Source organism: Bacillus sp. BS1807G30 (genome assembly GCF_040047675.1).
GTDB classification, from domain to species: Bacteria; Bacillota; Bacilli; order Bacillales; family Bacillaceae; genus Bacillus; species Bacillus altitudinis.
In genome coordinates, this window is record NZ_CP157353.1 from 150,924 (window position 1) to 166,450 (window position 15,527).

23 protein-coding genes are annotated in these 15,527 nt (G+C 41.8%); 20 read left to right on the plus strand and 3 right to left on the minus strand.

The window, feature by feature from the left end:
• The first annotated feature begins 7 nt into the window (after positions 1-7).
• The 16 genes from infA (at position 8) to ABG082_RS00925 (ending at position 10,273) form a co-directional block, all read left to right on the plus strand.
• Entirely contained in the window at positions 8-226 is a 219-nt protein-coding gene (infA, locus tag ABG082_RS00850; protein ID WP_003217190.1) for a translation initiation factor IF-1, read from the plus strand.
• Positions 227-257: 31 nt separating this feature from the next.
• Positions 258-371, plus strand: coding sequence for a 50S ribosomal protein L36 (rpmJ, locus tag ABG082_RS00855; protein ID WP_003156543.1), 114 nt, complete (start codon positions 258-260; stop codon positions 369-371).
• A gap of 21 nt (positions 372-392) precedes the next feature.
• Positions 393-758 (plus strand): 30S ribosomal protein S13, encoded by a 366-nt coding sequence (gene rpsM, locus ABG082_RS00860; protein WP_003217023.1) that lies wholly within the window; start codon positions 393-395, stop codon positions 756-758.
• A 20-nt stretch (positions 759-778) separates the two neighbouring features.
• A complete protein-coding gene (gene rpsK / locus ABG082_RS00865; RefSeq protein ID WP_003217231.1) occupies positions 779-1,174 on the plus strand; it encodes a 30S ribosomal protein S11 in 396 nt (131 codons plus the stop codon).
• Positions 1,175-1,349: 175 nt separating this feature from the next.
• Positions 1,350-2,294 carry a DNA-directed RNA polymerase subunit alpha gene (locus tag ABG082_RS00870; protein WP_003217009.1) on the plus strand — a complete coding sequence of 315 codons (945 nt, stop codon included), beginning with the start codon at positions 1,350-1,352 and terminating at the stop codon, positions 2,292-2,294.
• 75 nt (positions 2,295-2,369) lie between these two features.
• A complete protein-coding gene (gene rplQ / locus ABG082_RS00875) occupies positions 2,370-2,732 on the plus strand; it encodes a 50S ribosomal protein L17 (RefSeq protein ID WP_003216944.1) in 363 nt (120 codons plus the stop codon).
• A 124-nt stretch (positions 2,733-2,856) separates the two neighbouring features.
• A complete protein-coding gene (locus ABG082_RS00880) occupies positions 2,857-3,699 on the plus strand; it encodes an energy-coupling factor ABC transporter ATP-binding protein (RefSeq protein WP_008345218.1) in 843 nt (280 codons plus the stop codon).
• The gene (locus ABG082_RS00885) at positions 3,675-4,544 is read left to right on the plus strand and encodes an energy-coupling factor ABC transporter ATP-binding protein (protein ID WP_007496346.1); all 870 of its coding nucleotides are present in this window, start codon (positions 3,675-3,677) and stop codon (positions 4,542-4,544) included. The genes ABG082_RS00880 and ABG082_RS00885 overlap by 25 nt, the downstream gene beginning before the upstream one ends.
• Positions 4,541-5,338 (plus strand): energy-coupling factor transporter transmembrane protein EcfT, encoded by a 798-nt coding sequence (locus tag ABG082_RS00890; protein ID WP_008345215.1) that lies wholly within the window; start codon positions 4,541-4,543, stop codon positions 5,336-5,338. Before ABG082_RS00885 ends, ABG082_RS00890 begins: the two co-directional genes overlap by 4 nt.
• Positions 5,339-5,349: 11 nt before the next feature.
• A complete protein-coding gene (truA, locus tag ABG082_RS00895; RefSeq protein WP_348936426.1) occupies positions 5,350-6,093 on the plus strand; it encodes a tRNA pseudouridine(38-40) synthase TruA in 744 nt (247 codons plus the stop codon).
• 164 nt (positions 6,094-6,257) lie between these two features.
• Positions 6,258-6,695, plus strand: a complete 438-nt coding sequence (gene rplM / locus ABG082_RS00900) for a 50S ribosomal protein L13 (protein WP_003217042.1) — start codon at positions 6,258-6,260, stop codon at positions 6,693-6,695.
• A 20-nt stretch (positions 6,696-6,715) separates the two neighbouring features.
• Entirely contained in the window at positions 6,716-7,108 is a 393-nt protein-coding gene (rpsI, locus tag ABG082_RS00905) for a 30S ribosomal protein S9 (RefSeq protein ID WP_007496354.1), read from the plus strand.
• Positions 7,109-7,285: 177 nt separating this feature from the next.
• The gene (locus ABG082_RS00910; RefSeq protein ID WP_216896181.1) at positions 7,286-7,810 is read left to right on the plus strand and encodes a GNAT family protein; all 525 of its coding nucleotides are present in this window, start codon (positions 7,286-7,288) and stop codon (positions 7,808-7,810) included.
• Between the two features lie 97 nt (positions 7,811-7,907).
• Positions 7,908-8,654 (plus strand): amidohydrolase family protein, encoded by a 747-nt coding sequence (locus ABG082_RS00915; RefSeq protein ID WP_348936427.1) that lies wholly within the window; start codon positions 7,908-7,910, stop codon positions 8,652-8,654.
• Positions 8,655-8,690: 36 nt separating this feature from the next.
• Positions 8,691-9,164, plus strand: a complete 474-nt coding sequence (locus ABG082_RS00920; protein WP_255836207.1) for a GNAT family N-acetyltransferase — start codon at positions 8,691-8,693, stop codon at positions 9,162-9,164.
• A 110-nt stretch (positions 9,165-9,274) separates the two neighbouring features.
• The gene (locus ABG082_RS00925) at positions 9,275-10,273 is read left to right on the plus strand and encodes a serine hydrolase (protein WP_272512049.1); all 999 of its coding nucleotides are present in this window, start codon (positions 9,275-9,277) and stop codon (positions 10,271-10,273) included.
• Between the two features lie 36 nt (positions 10,274-10,309).
• Here ABG082_RS00925 and ABG082_RS00930 read toward each other — a convergent pair whose 3' ends face one another.
• Positions 10,310-10,879, minus strand: coding sequence for a DUF4825 domain-containing protein (locus ABG082_RS00930; protein ID WP_348936428.1), 570 nt, complete (start codon positions 10,877-10,879; stop codon positions 10,310-10,312).
• Positions 10,880-11,024: 145 nt separating this feature from the next.
• Here ABG082_RS00930 and ABG082_RS00935 point away from each other — a divergent pair, with 145 nt between their 5' ends.
• The 3 genes from ABG082_RS00935 to ABG082_RS00945 all read left to right on the plus strand — a co-directional run bounded on the left by ABG082_RS00935 (position 11,025) and on the right by ABG082_RS00945 (position 13,402).
• The gene (locus ABG082_RS00935) at positions 11,025-11,468 is read left to right on the plus strand and encodes a YbaK family protein (protein ID WP_058214432.1); all 444 of its coding nucleotides are present in this window, start codon (positions 11,025-11,027) and stop codon (positions 11,466-11,468) included.
• Between the two features lie 58 nt (positions 11,469-11,526).
• On the plus strand, positions 11,527-12,240 hold the full coding sequence (gene cwlD / locus ABG082_RS00940) for an N-acetylmuramoyl-L-alanine amidase CwlD (RefSeq protein ID WP_017359175.1): 714 nt from the start codon (positions 11,527-11,529) through the stop codon (positions 12,238-12,240).
• Between the two features lie 103 nt (positions 12,241-12,343).
• Positions 12,344-13,402, plus strand: coding sequence for an Mrp/NBP35 family ATP-binding protein (locus tag ABG082_RS00945; protein WP_017366467.1), 1,059 nt, complete (start codon positions 12,344-12,346; stop codon positions 13,400-13,402).
• Between the two features lie 38 nt (positions 13,403-13,440).
• Here ABG082_RS00945 and gerD read toward each other — a convergent pair whose 3' ends face one another.
• Positions 13,441-14,019: a spore germination lipoprotein GerD gene (gene gerD, locus ABG082_RS00950; protein ID WP_007496366.1), complete on the minus strand. Its 579-nt coding sequence runs from the start codon at positions 14,017-14,019 to the stop codon at positions 13,441-13,443.
• A 90-nt stretch (positions 14,020-14,109) separates the two neighbouring features.
• Between gerD and ABG082_RS00955 the strand changes: the two genes are divergently transcribed.
• Positions 14,110-14,712, plus strand: a complete 603-nt coding sequence (locus ABG082_RS00955; protein WP_008345196.1) for a KinB-signaling pathway activation protein — start codon at positions 14,110-14,112, stop codon at positions 14,710-14,712.
• On the opposite strand, the gene pdaB is transcribed toward ABG082_RS00955, so the two are convergent.
• A complete protein-coding gene (gene pdaB / locus ABG082_RS00960) occupies positions 14,705-15,469 on the minus strand; it encodes a polysaccharide deacetylase family sporulation protein PdaB (RefSeq protein WP_017366469.1) in 765 nt (254 codons plus the stop codon). The two genes, ABG082_RS00955 and pdaB, sit on opposite strands and share 8 nt — an antisense overlap.
• Positions 15,470-15,527: the final 58 nt, after the last annotated feature.

Sequence of the window (15,527 nt, forward strand, 5' to 3'; positions counted from 1 at the left end):
CACTTGAATGGCGAAAGACGATGTAATTGAAGTGGAAGGTACTGTAGCAGAAACTTTGCCAAATGCAATGTTCAAAGTTGAACTAGAGAATGGTCATACAGTTTTGGCTCATGTATCAGGAAAAATCCGTATGCACTTCATTCGCATTTTACCTGGAGACAAAGTTACGGTAGAATTATCTCCATATGACTTAACTCGTGGTAGAATTACGTACCGTTACAAATAAAGCAACTCCGGAAGAAGGAGGTTGGAAACACATGAAAGTGAGACCATCTGTTAAACCTATCTGTGAAAAATGTAAAGTGATTCGCAGAAAAGGAAAAGTAATGGTGATCTGTGAAAACCCAAAACATAAACAAAAACAAGGCTAATAACAAGGAGGTGCCCAAATCATGGCTCGTATTGCTGGTGTAGATATTCCACGTGATAAGCGTGTTGTCATTTCTTTAACATATGTTTTTGGAATTGGTCGTACGACGGCTCAACAAGTCCTTAAAGAAGCAGGTGTTTCTGAAGACACTCGCGTTCGCGATCTAACTGAAGACGAACTAGGTAAAATCCGTGATATCATTGACAAACTTAAAGTAGAAGGTGACCTTCGTCGTGAAGTTTCACTTAACATTAAGCGTCTAATTGAAATCGGAAGCTACCGCGGAATCCGTCATCGTAGAGGACTTCCTGTTCGTGGACAAAACACAAAAAACAACGCGCGCACTCGTAAAGGTCCGCGTCGTACTGTAGCTAACAAGAAAAAATAAGTAAAGGAGGTAGTTAAAGAATGGCTGCTGCTCGTAAACAAAATACGCGTAAACGTCGCGTGAAAAAGAATATTGAAGCTGGAATCGCTCATATCCGTTCCACTTTCAACAACACGATTGTAACGATTACTGATGTTCATGGAAACGCAATTTCTTGGTCAAGTGCTGGTGCATTAGGATTCAGAGGTTCTCGTAAATCTACTCCTTTCGCTGCACAAATGGCTGCTGAAACTGCTGCTAAAGGTTCTATCGAACATGGTCTTAAAACACTTGAAGTAACTGTTAAAGGTCCTGGTTCTGGTCGTGAAGCTGCAATTCGTGCGCTTCAAGCTGCAGGTCTTGAAGTTACTGCAATCAGAGACGTAACTCCAGTTCCTCATAACGGATGCCGTCCACCAAAACGTCGCCGCGTGTAATTTGTTTGTATAGATTTTGTGTCCCTGTCAATAATGGGTTATGATACAGTTATTTATGAGACGAATACACGACTCGTTGCCTGAGCACATACGGGACTAAACAATGAGGAATTTCGGATGGAATCTCATATGATTCTATTCGAGGTTTCGACGTTTTGAAGGAGGGTTTTATTAGATGATCGAAATTGAAAAACCAAAAATCGAAACGGTTGAAATCAGCGACGATGCCAAGTATGGCAAGTTTGTCGTAGAGCCACTTGAGCGTGGATATGGTACCACTTTAGGGAACTCCCTTCGTCGTATCCTTTTATCCTCACTTCCTGGTGCAGCTGTAACATCGATCCAGATAGATGGTGTCTTACACGAATTCTCAACGATCGAAGGCGTGGTTGAAGATGTTACAACGATTATCTTAAACATTAAAAAGCTTGCACTCAAAATCTACTCTGAAGAAGAGAAGACGCTTGAAATTGATGTACAAGATGAAGGAACTGTAACAGCTGCTGATATTACACACGACAGCGATATTGAAATCTTAAATCCAGATCTTCACATCGCAACTCTTGGCAAAAATGCGAGCTTCCGTGTTCGTTTGACTGCACAAAGAGGTCGCGGGTATAATCCTGCTGATGCAAACAAAAGAGACGATCAGCCTATCGGCGTGATTCCGATCGACTCAATCTATACACCTGTATCTCGTGTAACTTATCAAGTGGAGAACACCCGTGTTGGGCAAATCACAAACTATGATAAATTAACACTAGATGTATGGACTGATGGAAGCACAGGACCGAAAGAAGCGATCGCTCTAGGTTCTAAGATTTTAACTGAACACCTAAATATTTTCGTTGGGTTAACTGACGAAGCTCAGCATGCAGAAATCATGGTTGAAAAAGAAGAAGACCAAAAAGAAAAAGTGCTTGAAATGACAATTGAAGAGCTTGATCTTTCTGTTCGTTCTTACAACTGTTTGAAGCGTGCGGGTATTAACACTGTTCAAGAGCTTGCTAACAAGACAGAAGAGGATATGATGAAAGTTCGTAACCTTGGACGTAAATCTCTTGAAGAAGTGAAAGCGAAACTAGAAGAACTTGGACTGGGTCTTCGTAAAGACGATTGACTAGTTTCATTGTGAACTAGGATTTTCGTGTGTTTTTTATTCATACAGCATCTCTAATTAAGGAGGGGACATCACATGGCATACAGAAAGCTAGGACGCACTAGTGCACAACGTAAAGCAATGCTTCGTGACCTAACGACTGATTTGATCATCAACGAACGCATCGAAACAACTGAAACACGTGCGAAAGAACTTCGCTCTGTAGTTGAAAAAATGATCACTCTTGGCAAACGCGGAGATCTTCATGCTCGCCGTCAAGCTGCAGCTTACATTCGTAACGAAGTAGCTAACGCTGAAACAAACCAAGATGCACTTCAAAAATTATTCGCTGACGTTGCAACTCGCTACGAAGATCGCCAAGGTGGATACACTCGTATCATGAAGCTTGGACCTCGTCGCGGCGATGGCGCACCAATGGCTGTCATTGAATTAGTTTAATCACATATCGTGTATCTAAGAAAGGGCGGGACAGTTCATAACTGGATCTATGCCCTTTTTTAGATACTACGGCTTTTTAGCAATAGGCAAAGTAGAGGTTGAGCTGAGAGGAGGTCCGGTAGAGATGGAGAAGACATTAATTGACGTAAAAGACATTGTATTTCGTTATCACAAAGATGCGGACAAGCCCGCTTTAGACCAAGTGTCATTGCATGTGAATCAAAATGAATGGCTTGCCATTGTTGGCCACAACGGTTCAGGTAAATCCACACTTGCCCGTGTACTGAATGGGCTCATTTTACCGGATGCAGGAACGGTCAAGGTTGGTGAGATTGAGCTGAAAGAAGAAAGTGTTTGGGATATTCGCAAAAAGGTCGGTATGGTCTTTCAAAACCCAGACAACCAATTCGTTGGCTCAACGGTTCGTGATGATGTGGCTTTTGGTTTAGAAAATAACGGGGTTGAGCGGGAATTGATGATAGAGCGTGTAGATTGGGCTGTCAAACAGGTCAATATGCAGGAGTTTCTTGATCAAGAGCCGCACCATCTATCAGGCGGGCAAAAGCAGAGAGTAGCAATCGCAGGTGTACTTGCCGCAAGCCCTGACATCATGATCTTGGATGAAGCAACATCAATGCTTGATCCGATTGGCCGTGAAGAAGTGTTAGAAACCGTCAGACTGCTGAAGGAACAAGGAACGGTCACGGTCATTTCCATCACACATGATTTAGACGAGGCTGCGAAGGCAGACCGTGTCATTGTGATGAATGGCGGGAAGAAATTTGCCGAGGGAACACCAGAGGAAGTATTTGAACTAGATGAACAGCTGGTTCAGATTGGACTTGATCTGCCATTTTCCTACCGGTTGAGTAAGCAATTGAAGCAGCAAGGTGTGCCGCTTGCAAATGCCCATTTGACACAAGAAGGATTGGTGAAAGAGCTATGGACATTACGATCAAAGAATTAGAGCATCGTTATCAAATGAAAACGCCGTTTGAGCGTCTCGCTTTGTATGATGTCAATGCTTCCATCAAAGAAGGCAGCTATGTTGCTGTCATTGGTCATACGGGTTCTGGCAAGTCGACATTGCTGCAGCATTTAAATGGACTGCTCAAACCAACAAAAGGGAGCATTGCGCTTGGAGATACGGTCTTACAAGCCAATAAGAAGCAGAAGGAACTGAAATCTCTTCGCAAAAAGGTAGGTATCGTGTTTCAGTTTCCTGAACATCAGCTCTTTGAGGAGACGATTCTGAAGGATATCTGTTTTGGTCCGATGAATTTCGGCGTTCCAAAAGAAAAGGCAGAAGCCAAGGCTAAAGAGATGCTGAAGCTTGTAGGCCTTCCTGAATCCTTGTTATCTCGATCACCCTTTGAATTAAGCGGTGGTCAAATGAGACGTGTGGCGATTGCAGGTGTTCTAGCGATGGAGCCAGAAGTGCTTGTGCTTGATGAGCCGACTGCGGGATTAGATCCACGCGGACGTAAAGAAATCATGGACATGTTCTATGAGCTTCATCAAAAAGCCAACCTGACGACGATCCTTGTGACACACAGTATGGAAGATGCCGCTCATTATGCGGATCAAATGATTGTGATGCACAAAGGAACAGTAAAGGCGACAGGTACGCCGAGGGAGCTATTTGCCAATCGTACAGACATGTCTTCTTTCGGACTGGACCTCCCGGAAACGATAAAATTCCAGCAGGCTGTCGAAGAAAAGCTTGGGATGACGTTTCCAAGACCGCTTCTGACCATGGATGAAATGGCAGAAGCCTTAACAGCTTTATATCAGGAGGACACGACATCATGATGGATAGTATGATTATCGGCAAATATGTGCCAGGTACATCCTTTGTCCATCGTCTTGATCCAAGGACAAAGCTGTTATCAATTTTCTTTTTTGTCTTTATTGTCTTTTTTGCGAATAACTACATCACTTATGGGCTTTTAGGTGTCTTCACTATTCTTGTGGTGATGGTGTCTCAGGTGCCGCTGTACTTTATTCTCAAAGGAATGAAACCCATCCTTTGGATTGTTCTGTTTACCTTTATTCTGCATATCTTCATGACAAAGGATGGCGCTTTGCTCTTTCACTTTGGTTTTCTGAATATTTATGAAGAAGGTCTAAAACAGGGGATTTTCATTTCACTCCGTTTTGTCTATCTCATCATGATGACAACACTTCTGACGTTGACGACAACACCTATTGAAGTGACAGACGGTATGGAGAAGCTGTTGCATCCTTTCCGTAAAATCAAGCTGCCTGTTCATGAGCTTGCTCTTATGATGTCTATCTCTCTTCGATTTATTCCGACTTTACTCGAAGAAACAGACAAAATCATGAAAGCACAAATGGCAAGAGGTGTTGATTTTACAAGCGGACCCGTGAAAGATCGTTTAAAAGCGATTGTTCCATTGCTTGTCCCGCTTTTCGTCAGTGCGTTTAAGCGTGCGGAGGAATTGGCGACCGCTATGGAAGCGAGAGGCTACCGCGGGGGAGAAGGGCGTACAAAATACCGTCAGCTTGTCTGGGGCATGAAAGACACGTTCACGCTGCTTCTATTCATCCTGTTAACAGCACTCCTTGTGCTGCTTAGAAATTAGGTGATGCCTAGATGAAAGTAAAATGTACCGTATCATACGATGGGACACATTTTAAAGGGTATCAAGTGCAACCAGGACAGCGAACTGTACAAACGGAGATTGAATCTGCTCTTGCTAGAATGCATAAACAAGACGAACTGATTCCGATTGTGGCTTCTGGCCGGACAGACAGTGGCGTTCACGCAAAGGGGCAGGTCATCCATTTTGACACCCCGCTTGCCATTCCGATGGAGAGATGGCCTTTTGCCCTCAATAGTCTACTGCCTGATGACATCAGGGTTCTAAAGGCTGAGAAAGTGGATGAATCGTTTCATGCACGTTTTAGTGTCGTTTCGAAGGAGTACCGCTATAGGGTCTCAACGGAAACGCACCAAAATGTGTTTACGAGACAGTATGCCTGTCACTATCCTTATCCGCTGGATGTCGACAAAATGAGAGAAGCCGCTGGGCACCTGATTGGCACACATGATTTCACAAGCTTTTGTGCGGCCAATACAGAGGTTCAGGACAAGGTGAGGGAGATTTATACCCTCGAGTGGAAAAACGTCTCAGACGGGCTTGAAATGCGTGTGAGAGGGAATGGCTTTTTATACAACATGGTGCGAATTATAGCCGGCACGTTACTTGAAATTGGTTCTGGTAAATTTCACCCTGAGGAGATAAAAGCCATGCTTGCCGCCCGAAATCGCGAAGCGGCAGGCAAGACTGCGCCCAGTCACGGACTGTATTTATGGGAAGTTTTCTATGACAACTAAACCAGGTGTAACATGTTCTTGACACAGGAAGCAGAAAGTTATAAGATATCATATGGTATGTATTTCAACCCCACAAATAAGCCCCGGAAGACTTATCTGTGTTTTGAAATAGAACGTAGCATTTGATTCAGGAAAATTCATTGATTTATTTAGGAGGGAAACTCATGCGTACAACACCAATGGCGAACGCAAGCACAATTGAGCGCAAATGGCTAGTGGTTGATGCGGCAGGTAAGACTCTAGGTCGTCTTTCTACTGAAGTAGCATCACTTTTGCGCGGTAAGCACAAACCAACTTATACACCACACGTTGATACAGGTGATCACGTGATCATCATCAATGCTGAGAAAATTGAATTAACAGGTAAGAAATTGACGGACAAAATTTACTACCGTCATACGATGCACCCAGGTGGTTTGAAACAAAGAACTGCTCTTGAGATGCGTACAAACTACCCTGAAAAAATGTTGGAGCTTGCTATCAAAGGTATGCTTCCAAAGGGTCCACTAGGTCGTCAAATGTTCAAAAAATTAAATGTGTACCGTGGTTCTGAGCATCCACATCAAGCACAACAACCTGAAGTTTACGAACTTCGCGGTTAATTATAAGGGAGGTTAACAATTTGGCACAGGTTCAATATTACGGTACAGGTCGTCGTAAAAGTTCTGTAGCGCGCGTTCGCTTAGTTCCAGGTGAAGGCCGTATCGTCGTTAATAATCGTGAAATTACTGAATACATTCCATTCGCTGCTTTAATCGAAGACGTGAAACAGCCTTTGAACATCACAGAAACAGCTAACAGCTACGATGTTCTTGTAAATGTTCACGGTGGTGGATTCTCTGGTCAAGCTGGAGCAATTCGTCACGGTATCTCTCGTGCTCTTCTAGAAGTAGATCCTGAGTACCGTACACCACTTAAACGTGCTGGACTTCTTACTCGTGACTCTCGTATGAAAGAGCGTAAGAAATACGGTCTTAAAGGCGCGCGTCGCGCACCTCAGTTCTCAAAACGTTAATCAATTTTATATTGTATGGACGTTTTACAAAGGTTTGTACAGACAAACCATATATGAAAAGCATCAGCATCTTGCTGGTGCTTTTTTTATTTGTGTTTTTTTCTGTTTGGAAACATATAAAATAGGATCATAGTCAGGTTTTTGTTTAAAAAATGATGTTAAAGGGGGATGGCATTTATGAATCTAACAACAGAAAGATGTCTCATTCGACCGTTTAATGAGGATGATTGGCAGGATGTCTATGCATATACATCTGATCTAGCGGTGATGAAGTATATGCCAGAAGGTATTTTTTCTAAAGAAGAGGCGCGGGATTTTGTCAAAAATAATCGTCTTGAGACGGCCAAGAATTTTGCTGTTCTACTAAAAGAAGATCATACATGCATCGGGCATATCGTGTTTCATCCTTACTTTGGTGAGCACACATATGAAATTGGCTGGGTCTTCAATTCTGCATATCAAAACAAAGGCTTTGCTTCTGAAGCGGCGTATGCTGTCCTACATTATGGTTTTCACACAATGAATTTACATCGAATCATTGCCACTTGTCAGCCTGAAAATGTGCCGTCATGGAGAGTGATGGAAAAAATGGGGATGAGGAGAGAGGGATATTTTAAACAGTGTATCCCACAAGAAAATGAGTGGTGGGATGAGTTTTACTATGCCATCTTACAAGAGGAATGGTTTGTAAAGAAGGATTAATAAGTTTTCATAATATGAAGTAATTCATCATCCCGAATATTCTCTGGCTTTTTTAATTGATATAATCAGGTCAAATAAGCAGAAGAGGGGCGCGGGCATGAGGATCTTTGATGCACATTTTCATATCATTGATTTTAATTTTCCCATTCAAGAAAACCAAGGGTATACACCGCCTAGTTATGTGGTGGATGATTATAAGAGAGAGACGGCTGATCTAGGGATTTTAGGTGGAGCCATCGTCTCAGGGTCATTTCAAGGCTTTGATCAAGGCTATTTGTTGAAAGCGCTAGATGAACTGGGTCCGGCTTTTTTCGGCGTGACTCAATTACCTTTTACGGCAACTGATGATGAAATTGTTCATTTGGATCAACATGGGGTGAAGGCTTTACGTTTTAATGTGAAGCGGGGCGGTTCGGAGGATATTTCGAAGCTCGATTATTTTGCGAGAAGGGTGTATGAGCTGGCTGGGTGGCATAGTGAGATTTACATAGACGCTAAGCATCTCCCTGACATCTCATCAACGCTTGAACAGCTGCCGGCCGTTTCCATTGATCATCTAGGCTTATCTGAAGAAGGTTTGCCGCATTTGCTCAAGCTGGTTGAAAAAGGGGTTCGAGTGAAAGCAACAGGTTTTGGACGCGTTGATTTAAACGTGGAACATGCGTTGACATCAATTTATCAAACGAATCCTGATGCACTGATGTTTGGTACAGACCTTCCATCTACAAGAGCGAAACGTCCATTTGAATACGGTGATATTGAATTGATTCAACATCTTTTTGATGAGGAAGCAGCGGATAAAATTTTATATGAAAACGCTGTTAATTGGTATTTTGGCGAATGAATAAAAGTTTCCATTCCATTATAGGGGGTGTGTTCATTGAATCTGAATCAATTGACATTTAGAGAAGCCGTCCAAGGAGACCTCGACAAAATCGTTTTGATGCTTTCAGATGACAAATTAGGCCAAAACAGAGAACGCTACACTCGTCCATTATTAGAAAGCTACCTCAATGCCTTTCATTCGATCGAAGCGGATCCCAATAATGAATTAATCGTCGCTTGTGATCGGGAAGAGGTAGTCGGTGTTCTCCAATTAACAATGATTCCATTTCTAACGTATCAAGGTGGATGGAGAGCTTCAATAGAAGGAGTTCGTACAGCCATGACTCATAGAGGAAGAGGAATTGGCACATTGTTGATCAAACGGGCTATTCAACGCGCAAGTGACCGCGGTTGTCATATGATTCAGCTGACAACAGACAAACAGAGGCCAGAAGCACGCCGTTTTTACGAAAAGTTGGGATTTGAAGCTACGCATGATGGGATGAAACTGCATCTTCTTCGTAAATAAACACACCAAGAAGCAAAGGTATTCACAACCCTTTGCTTTTTTGTGCCTTTGTTTCAAATTTTTGTTATATTGGAGACGAGAATCTATAGTGGTTTGGAAAGGAGAAACATTTGAAGAAAACAAAAGAGGATCTTTTGACATTTGTCAGGAAAAACAAAAAGAACGTATCAGTAACAATTATTGAAAATGAAGATGTGGTATTAGAATGGAATGGTAATCAAAAAACACCACTTGCAAGTACGATGAAATTAATGGTTTTGTTTCATTTTGTTAAAGCTGTATCCAGCGGTGACATCAAGCTAAATGAAAAAGTGGCATTGTCTGATATAGAGCGGTTTTATATTGATAGAACCGATGGCGGTGCTCACACATACTGGCTAGAGGTCAACGATTTTTCTGAGCATGCAACTTTATTAGATGTTGCCAAAGGGATGATGCAATTCAGTTCGAATGCTTGTACTGATTATTTGATTGACTTGCTCGACTTAGAAAAGATCAATGATCAGATGAAACAAGCAGGTCTTACAGAACATGATGAACTCATGCCGCTGACACCCAAGGTGTTGTGGCCAGCCTATGTATCTGATCATGAGCAGGATGCATTAAAGCAAATAAGCGATGTAACTGATGAACAATACAAATCTCTGATGATTGAGATTTTTCATATCATGAAAAATGACCCGGAGCATAAAAAGGCGTTAGAAGAAAAATTGATGAAAAAGAACTTGTTAAGCTTGCGTATTCAATCTTTACTGACGCAAAAGATGACAAGGTCTACAACGAATCAATATGCACATTTTATGAAACGTCTACAGGATGAGCTGTTAACAACAGAAGAAAAGCGTCTTTTTAGCCAAATTGTGCTGGGAGAAATATTGAAGACGGAAACAGATCAATATATTTGGTATAAAGGTGGATCGACGTTGTTTGTTGTCACTGCTGCTTTATATCGAAAAACGGATACATCAACTATATCGATTTCTCTATTCATCAATGACCTGAAAGCGGAGAATTCTCACTGGATGGGGGAAGTGTTCGATGAATTTATACTTACCGTAGTAGCAGATCAAAACTTTCGACAACGATTGATTCAAGCTTTTACTACATAATTATCAAAAAACAGAGGGTGACGCCCTCTGTTTTTATTATTTCTTGATGGGAAACGCATTGTATACATCTAGACGTTTATCTTTTGACTTCACAACTCCATCAACCAGTTCCTTTTGCCAAAGCGCTGTATCGTCTTTGTACACTTTAAAAGAGTGAGGCAGCTTTTTTTGTAGCTGTTTTCTTTTAAACGTGACGGATGGCTCGTCTTTAGCGTTCATCTTGAGTGTCACTTGCTCCACGTTATCGATAAGAATAAAAAGTGCCAATGCATTATATAAGTAGTTTTTTTCAATGGTATCCTTCTTATCAAACCAAAATGAATCAAACTGTTCTTCTGTATCATTGGTATTTTCTTTCACGCCGTATGTCACTTTTAGCGCTTTTTCATCTACGATTTCATACTCGCGAATCACGTTACCTGGAAGATCTGATAAAATAGCGCCGACTGCTCCATTGTCTCCAATATAAGAATTTTTGTGTTTGGAAAGCTGTTTTAATGATATGTCTTCTATTTCTTTTATGTCGCTCTTTTGCTCGGTTGCTTGACTGTTGCAACCAGACAAGACGACTGTTAGTAGCAATAGGATATACATCCATTTCTTCATGAATTTTGCCCCTTTTCTATTCTTTCTATATATATGTTCATTTTATCACAATTTTCCAATCCGTTAGCTCATTGATTTCCATTTACTGAACTGCATGTTTTGTTCAAACCAACGAACAATACAAAGAAAAAAAGGAGTTCAGTCCATGGCAGAAGTTCTTTCATTTTATCAATTGAAAACAAAACGAGATGTCACGCTTGAAAAGAAGCTGTTGCGTACATTGTCTCTTCAACAGGTGACGGTCGCTTCAGAGAAATTCACGAAGAAGCTGTTCCCATTTGCAGATGATCCAGCTGGGATTATGAGTGATGGCTGTATTGATTTCGCCATTGAGGCTTTTTTAGCAGGTGGGAGATATGGTGAGTCTAGTAAGTATGGTGAATCATTCGATGATATAAAAAAGCGGTCAGTTCATGAAGAAGATGAACTGGTTGAGGAGCTAGCAGGGTGTTTGCAATCGTGGGGGAATATGTTCCAAATGGAGCGTAAGATGTCGTGTCTGTATCCATTTGCGAAGGAATTTTTAAGTAAGTGGTGGCAGGAAGGCTTTCGGGAATCAGAAAAAAGGCATAAGCTTCGCCTGCACTAAGCATATTTCCAGCCCTTGTCCCATATCTATAAAATAATGGTGTATGGGAGGGACAGGGATGAAAAGAAAGCTGAAATGGACAGGGTTTTTAATCGGGTTTATTGTCCTCTTATTCTTATTCAGATTTCAGTTTCTAAATGATGATTCGTGGAAATCGTGGAACTTGCCTTTGAGCGGCAAGATCATCTATTTAGATCCGGGTCACGGCGGTCCAGATGGCGGTGCTGTTGGCGGCGAGCTGCTCGAAAAAGAGATTGCACTGGATGTGTCCATGAAGATAAGAGACTATTTGCAGGAGCAGGGAGCGCTTGTTCTCATGACCCGGGAGGATGACTCTGATTTATCATCAAAGAATACAAAGGGTTATGCCCGAAAGAAAGCGGAGGATTTGAGAAACCGTGTGAAAGTCATCAATGAGTCTGAAGCGGATCTCTATTTAAGCATACATTTAAATGCGATCCCATCGAACAAATGGAGCGGGGCCCAGACGTTTTTTTACGGAAAGTATGAAGAGAATGAAAAAGCAGCGAAGTTCATTCAAGATGAATTGCGCAACAATCTTGAAAACACAGATCGCAAGGCGAAGCGAATCAATGGGATTTATTTAATGCAAAATGTCACGAAGCCAGGAGCGCTTGTCGAAATAGGATTTTTATCGAATCCAAAAGAGGCTGGTCAGCTGGCGACTCCTAAATATCAGGATCAAATTGCTGCTTCAATTTATAAAGGCATTCTCAGATATTTAACAGAGCAAAAAGAGCCGCCTGAATAAGGGGCTTTTTCCTGTTTATCGCAGGCAAAGAGGACAGACATTGTAAGGATATGTATGATATACTTGGATTGTAAACGAATTCAATAAAGGGTGAGGTTCTGCTATGATCGGACAAGATGATGTGAGAAAACTAGTTGGGAAGATGGACGAACCTTTCCTTCATATACCGCTTGGTGAGCTGGATGCCATCAAGGAAATCAGCCTAAAGCCTGAAAAAGAACATGTGAGCTTAAAAGTGGCGATTGCCAAGACAGGCACTGCTGAGCAGATGAAGCTGCAGCAAGACATCGTACAAGCTTTAAAAGCAGCGGGCGCGAACACTGTAGGACTTCGTTTTGAAGAACTGCCTCAAGAAACGCTTGAAAAGTTTATGCCGTCCCAGGATGAGGAAGAAAATTTGCTCAACTCTAAAAATCCGCCTGTGTTCTTAGCGATTGCGAGTGGAAAAGGCGGCGTTGGGAAATCAACTGTTTCCGTTAACCTGGCTGTGGCACTGGCTCGTCTAGGGAAAAAAGTGGGACTGATCGATGCTGATATTTACGGCTTTAGCGTACCGGATATGATGGGAATCACCGTCAGACCGACAGTTAAAGGGGAAAAGATTATTCCTGTGGAACGCTTTGGCGTCAAAGTGATTTCAATGGGCTTTTTTGTTGAAGAAAACGCACCGGTCATTTGGAGAGGACCGATGCTTGGTAAAATGCTAAATAACTTCTTCCACGAAGTAGAGTGGGGAGAATTAGATTACTTACTATTAGACCTTCCGCCTGGAACAGGTGATGTGGCACTTGATATTCATACGATGCTTCCGAGCTGTAAAGAAATCATTGTGACGACACCGCATCCAACAGCGGCTTTCGTTGCTGCTAGAGCAGGCGCAATGGCACTGCAAACAGATCACGAGGTGCTAGGGGTCGTTGAGAATATGAGTTACTATGAAAGCAAAAAAACAGGTGAGAAGGAATATGTCTTTGGAAAAGGCGGCGGGGACAAGCTGGCGGAGGAGCTGCGTGTATCAGTTCTTGGTCAAATCCCTTTAAGACAGCCTGATTGGAATGAGGACGATTTTGCACCTTCCGTCTATGATGAGAGTCATCCGACAGGGGAAGTGTATCAACACATTGCTAATAAAGTCATTGAACAATTAGCAGTGAAAGCATAATGAAAGCCCGAGTGGACCTTGTGCCACTCGGGTGATGTTTAACTGCCGCTTCCTTGTGAACCGGAATCATTGCTACTTTCAGAGACTGCTTTTTTTAGCTCATCTTCGAATTTCTTCTTATAGAGAGGGCTGCTCAATGTTTCTGTGATGACTTTCTCTAAGTGCTTTCTGAACTCTTTGCTTTTGACCAGTTCACCGTATTTCTTTTCCATTTCAGGATCCTTGAGAATATCCATCATCATTTGTTGATAGTCAGGGTCCTTCATCAATTGTTTTAACATTTTTTCATGCTGTTGCTGCATGGATTTTGCGAAAGTCTCGGCAAATTTAGAATCCTCAAAGACCTTCTTCCAGAACTCTTTGCCTTTATCAGAAGTCAGTGTTTTCTCTATTGTTTTTTTCACAGTTTGTTCATCCATTACCAAAGCTTCATTCATTGCCTCGTCATTTAATAACTGTTGAATGGCCTTTTTACCGTCATCTGTTTTCAAAATATCGACGACCATTTTTTTCGTTTCGTCATAGTCCATATTAGATGAGGATTGGGTTTTGGGAGCACAAGCTGTTAGAGATAAAAGAAGAAAACAGCTCATTATACGCAAGATGCCTTTTGACATACTGTGGCTCCTTTCGTTACATGTCTTACTTTTAATATGAATGTTTCACGTGAATTTATACATAACAAAAATAGGGGTTGGGTCAATTCAATGAAAAGTCGGGATTTAGTTCGTTTTTTCTTCTCTGTGCTGGCTGTTGGAGCGGTCATTACAAGCGTGGTAGGTTTTGCGCTGGAGTGGGGGAAATATCAGAAGCTGTTTGTATCGTTTGAGATTTTAGAGATTGCGTCTGTGTTATTTTGGTTTATTGGTGTGGGGATGATCTTTAGTGTAATCAGTCAGATGGGGTTTGTTGTCTTTTTGACAGTGCACCGGTTTGCGCTGGAGATTTTCAGGTCGCATTCTTTATGGAATACCATTCAGTTATTCCTTGTGATTTTCGTGCTGTTTGATTTAGCTTATTTGCGGTTTTTGTTTTTCGGGGAGAATGAATCATTTCTTCCATACTTGTGGCTGCCTGTTTTTATCGGTGTGTTTGCATTGATCGTGTCTTATTTTAAACAGCAGCAGTCCTCTAAGAAAACATTTATTTCTGCAATGTTTCTCATGGTCGTCATTACGTCGTTAGAATGGTTTCCGGCGCTTAGAGTCAATGAAGAGGACTGGCTGTATTTAATGCTATTCCCGCTATTAGGTTGTAATGCGTTTCAGTTATTAGCTATGCCGCGGTTTTCAAAAGCAAAAGCTACTTAACCTCAGTTGACTTTGTTTTTGTATTAGAGATAAGTTCGCCAACCGTGACGTTTCTTAAATTCTTATCTTTTAAGTGTTTTAAAATAGCTGGTAAGGCTTGAGCGGTTTGGGTGGCTGAATCTGAGGCGTGAAGGAGAATGATGTCTCCGCTTTTCATTCGATCATTTACATTATGAACAATCTGGTCGACGCCCGGGTTCAGCCAATCTTGAGAATTGATGCTGTAATGTACAACGGTATAGCCATACTGTGTTGCAATTTTCAATACCGTTTCATTAAATTGCCCAGTTGGCGGTCTTAATAATTGAATGTCTTCCAGTCCAAGCTTTTGGAATGTATTTTGTGCACGGACAAGATCTCGCTTAATTTCGTTTTCTTCCAGCTGGCTATAATTTTTATATGCATAGCCAAGGCTGCCAATTTGATGGCCATCCTCTTTAATCCTTTTCACAATATCCGGGTGACGCTCAGCCCAAGAAGCAGACAGAAAGAAAGTGGCGTTCTTTATATCGTACTCTCGGAGGACATTTAAAATAGGAACAGCCTTCTCGTCTCCCCAGCCAATATTAAACGTAAGGGATGCATGTTTTGATGAGGTCTCTCCTTTATAAATCGCTCGGGGTCCTTGTTCTGTTTTAAATACCGACAGCGGCGGTGCCTTTTGTACATAAAAAAAGGTTGCAGCTGCAAGGGCTGCTACAAGAATAATGACTACTTGCTTCAGCCGTTTAATAGGCAACACATATAATCGACTCAATTCAAACACTCCTGCCTTGTCCAAGATTGTTACTTGATTGTATGCAGGACAAGGGTTT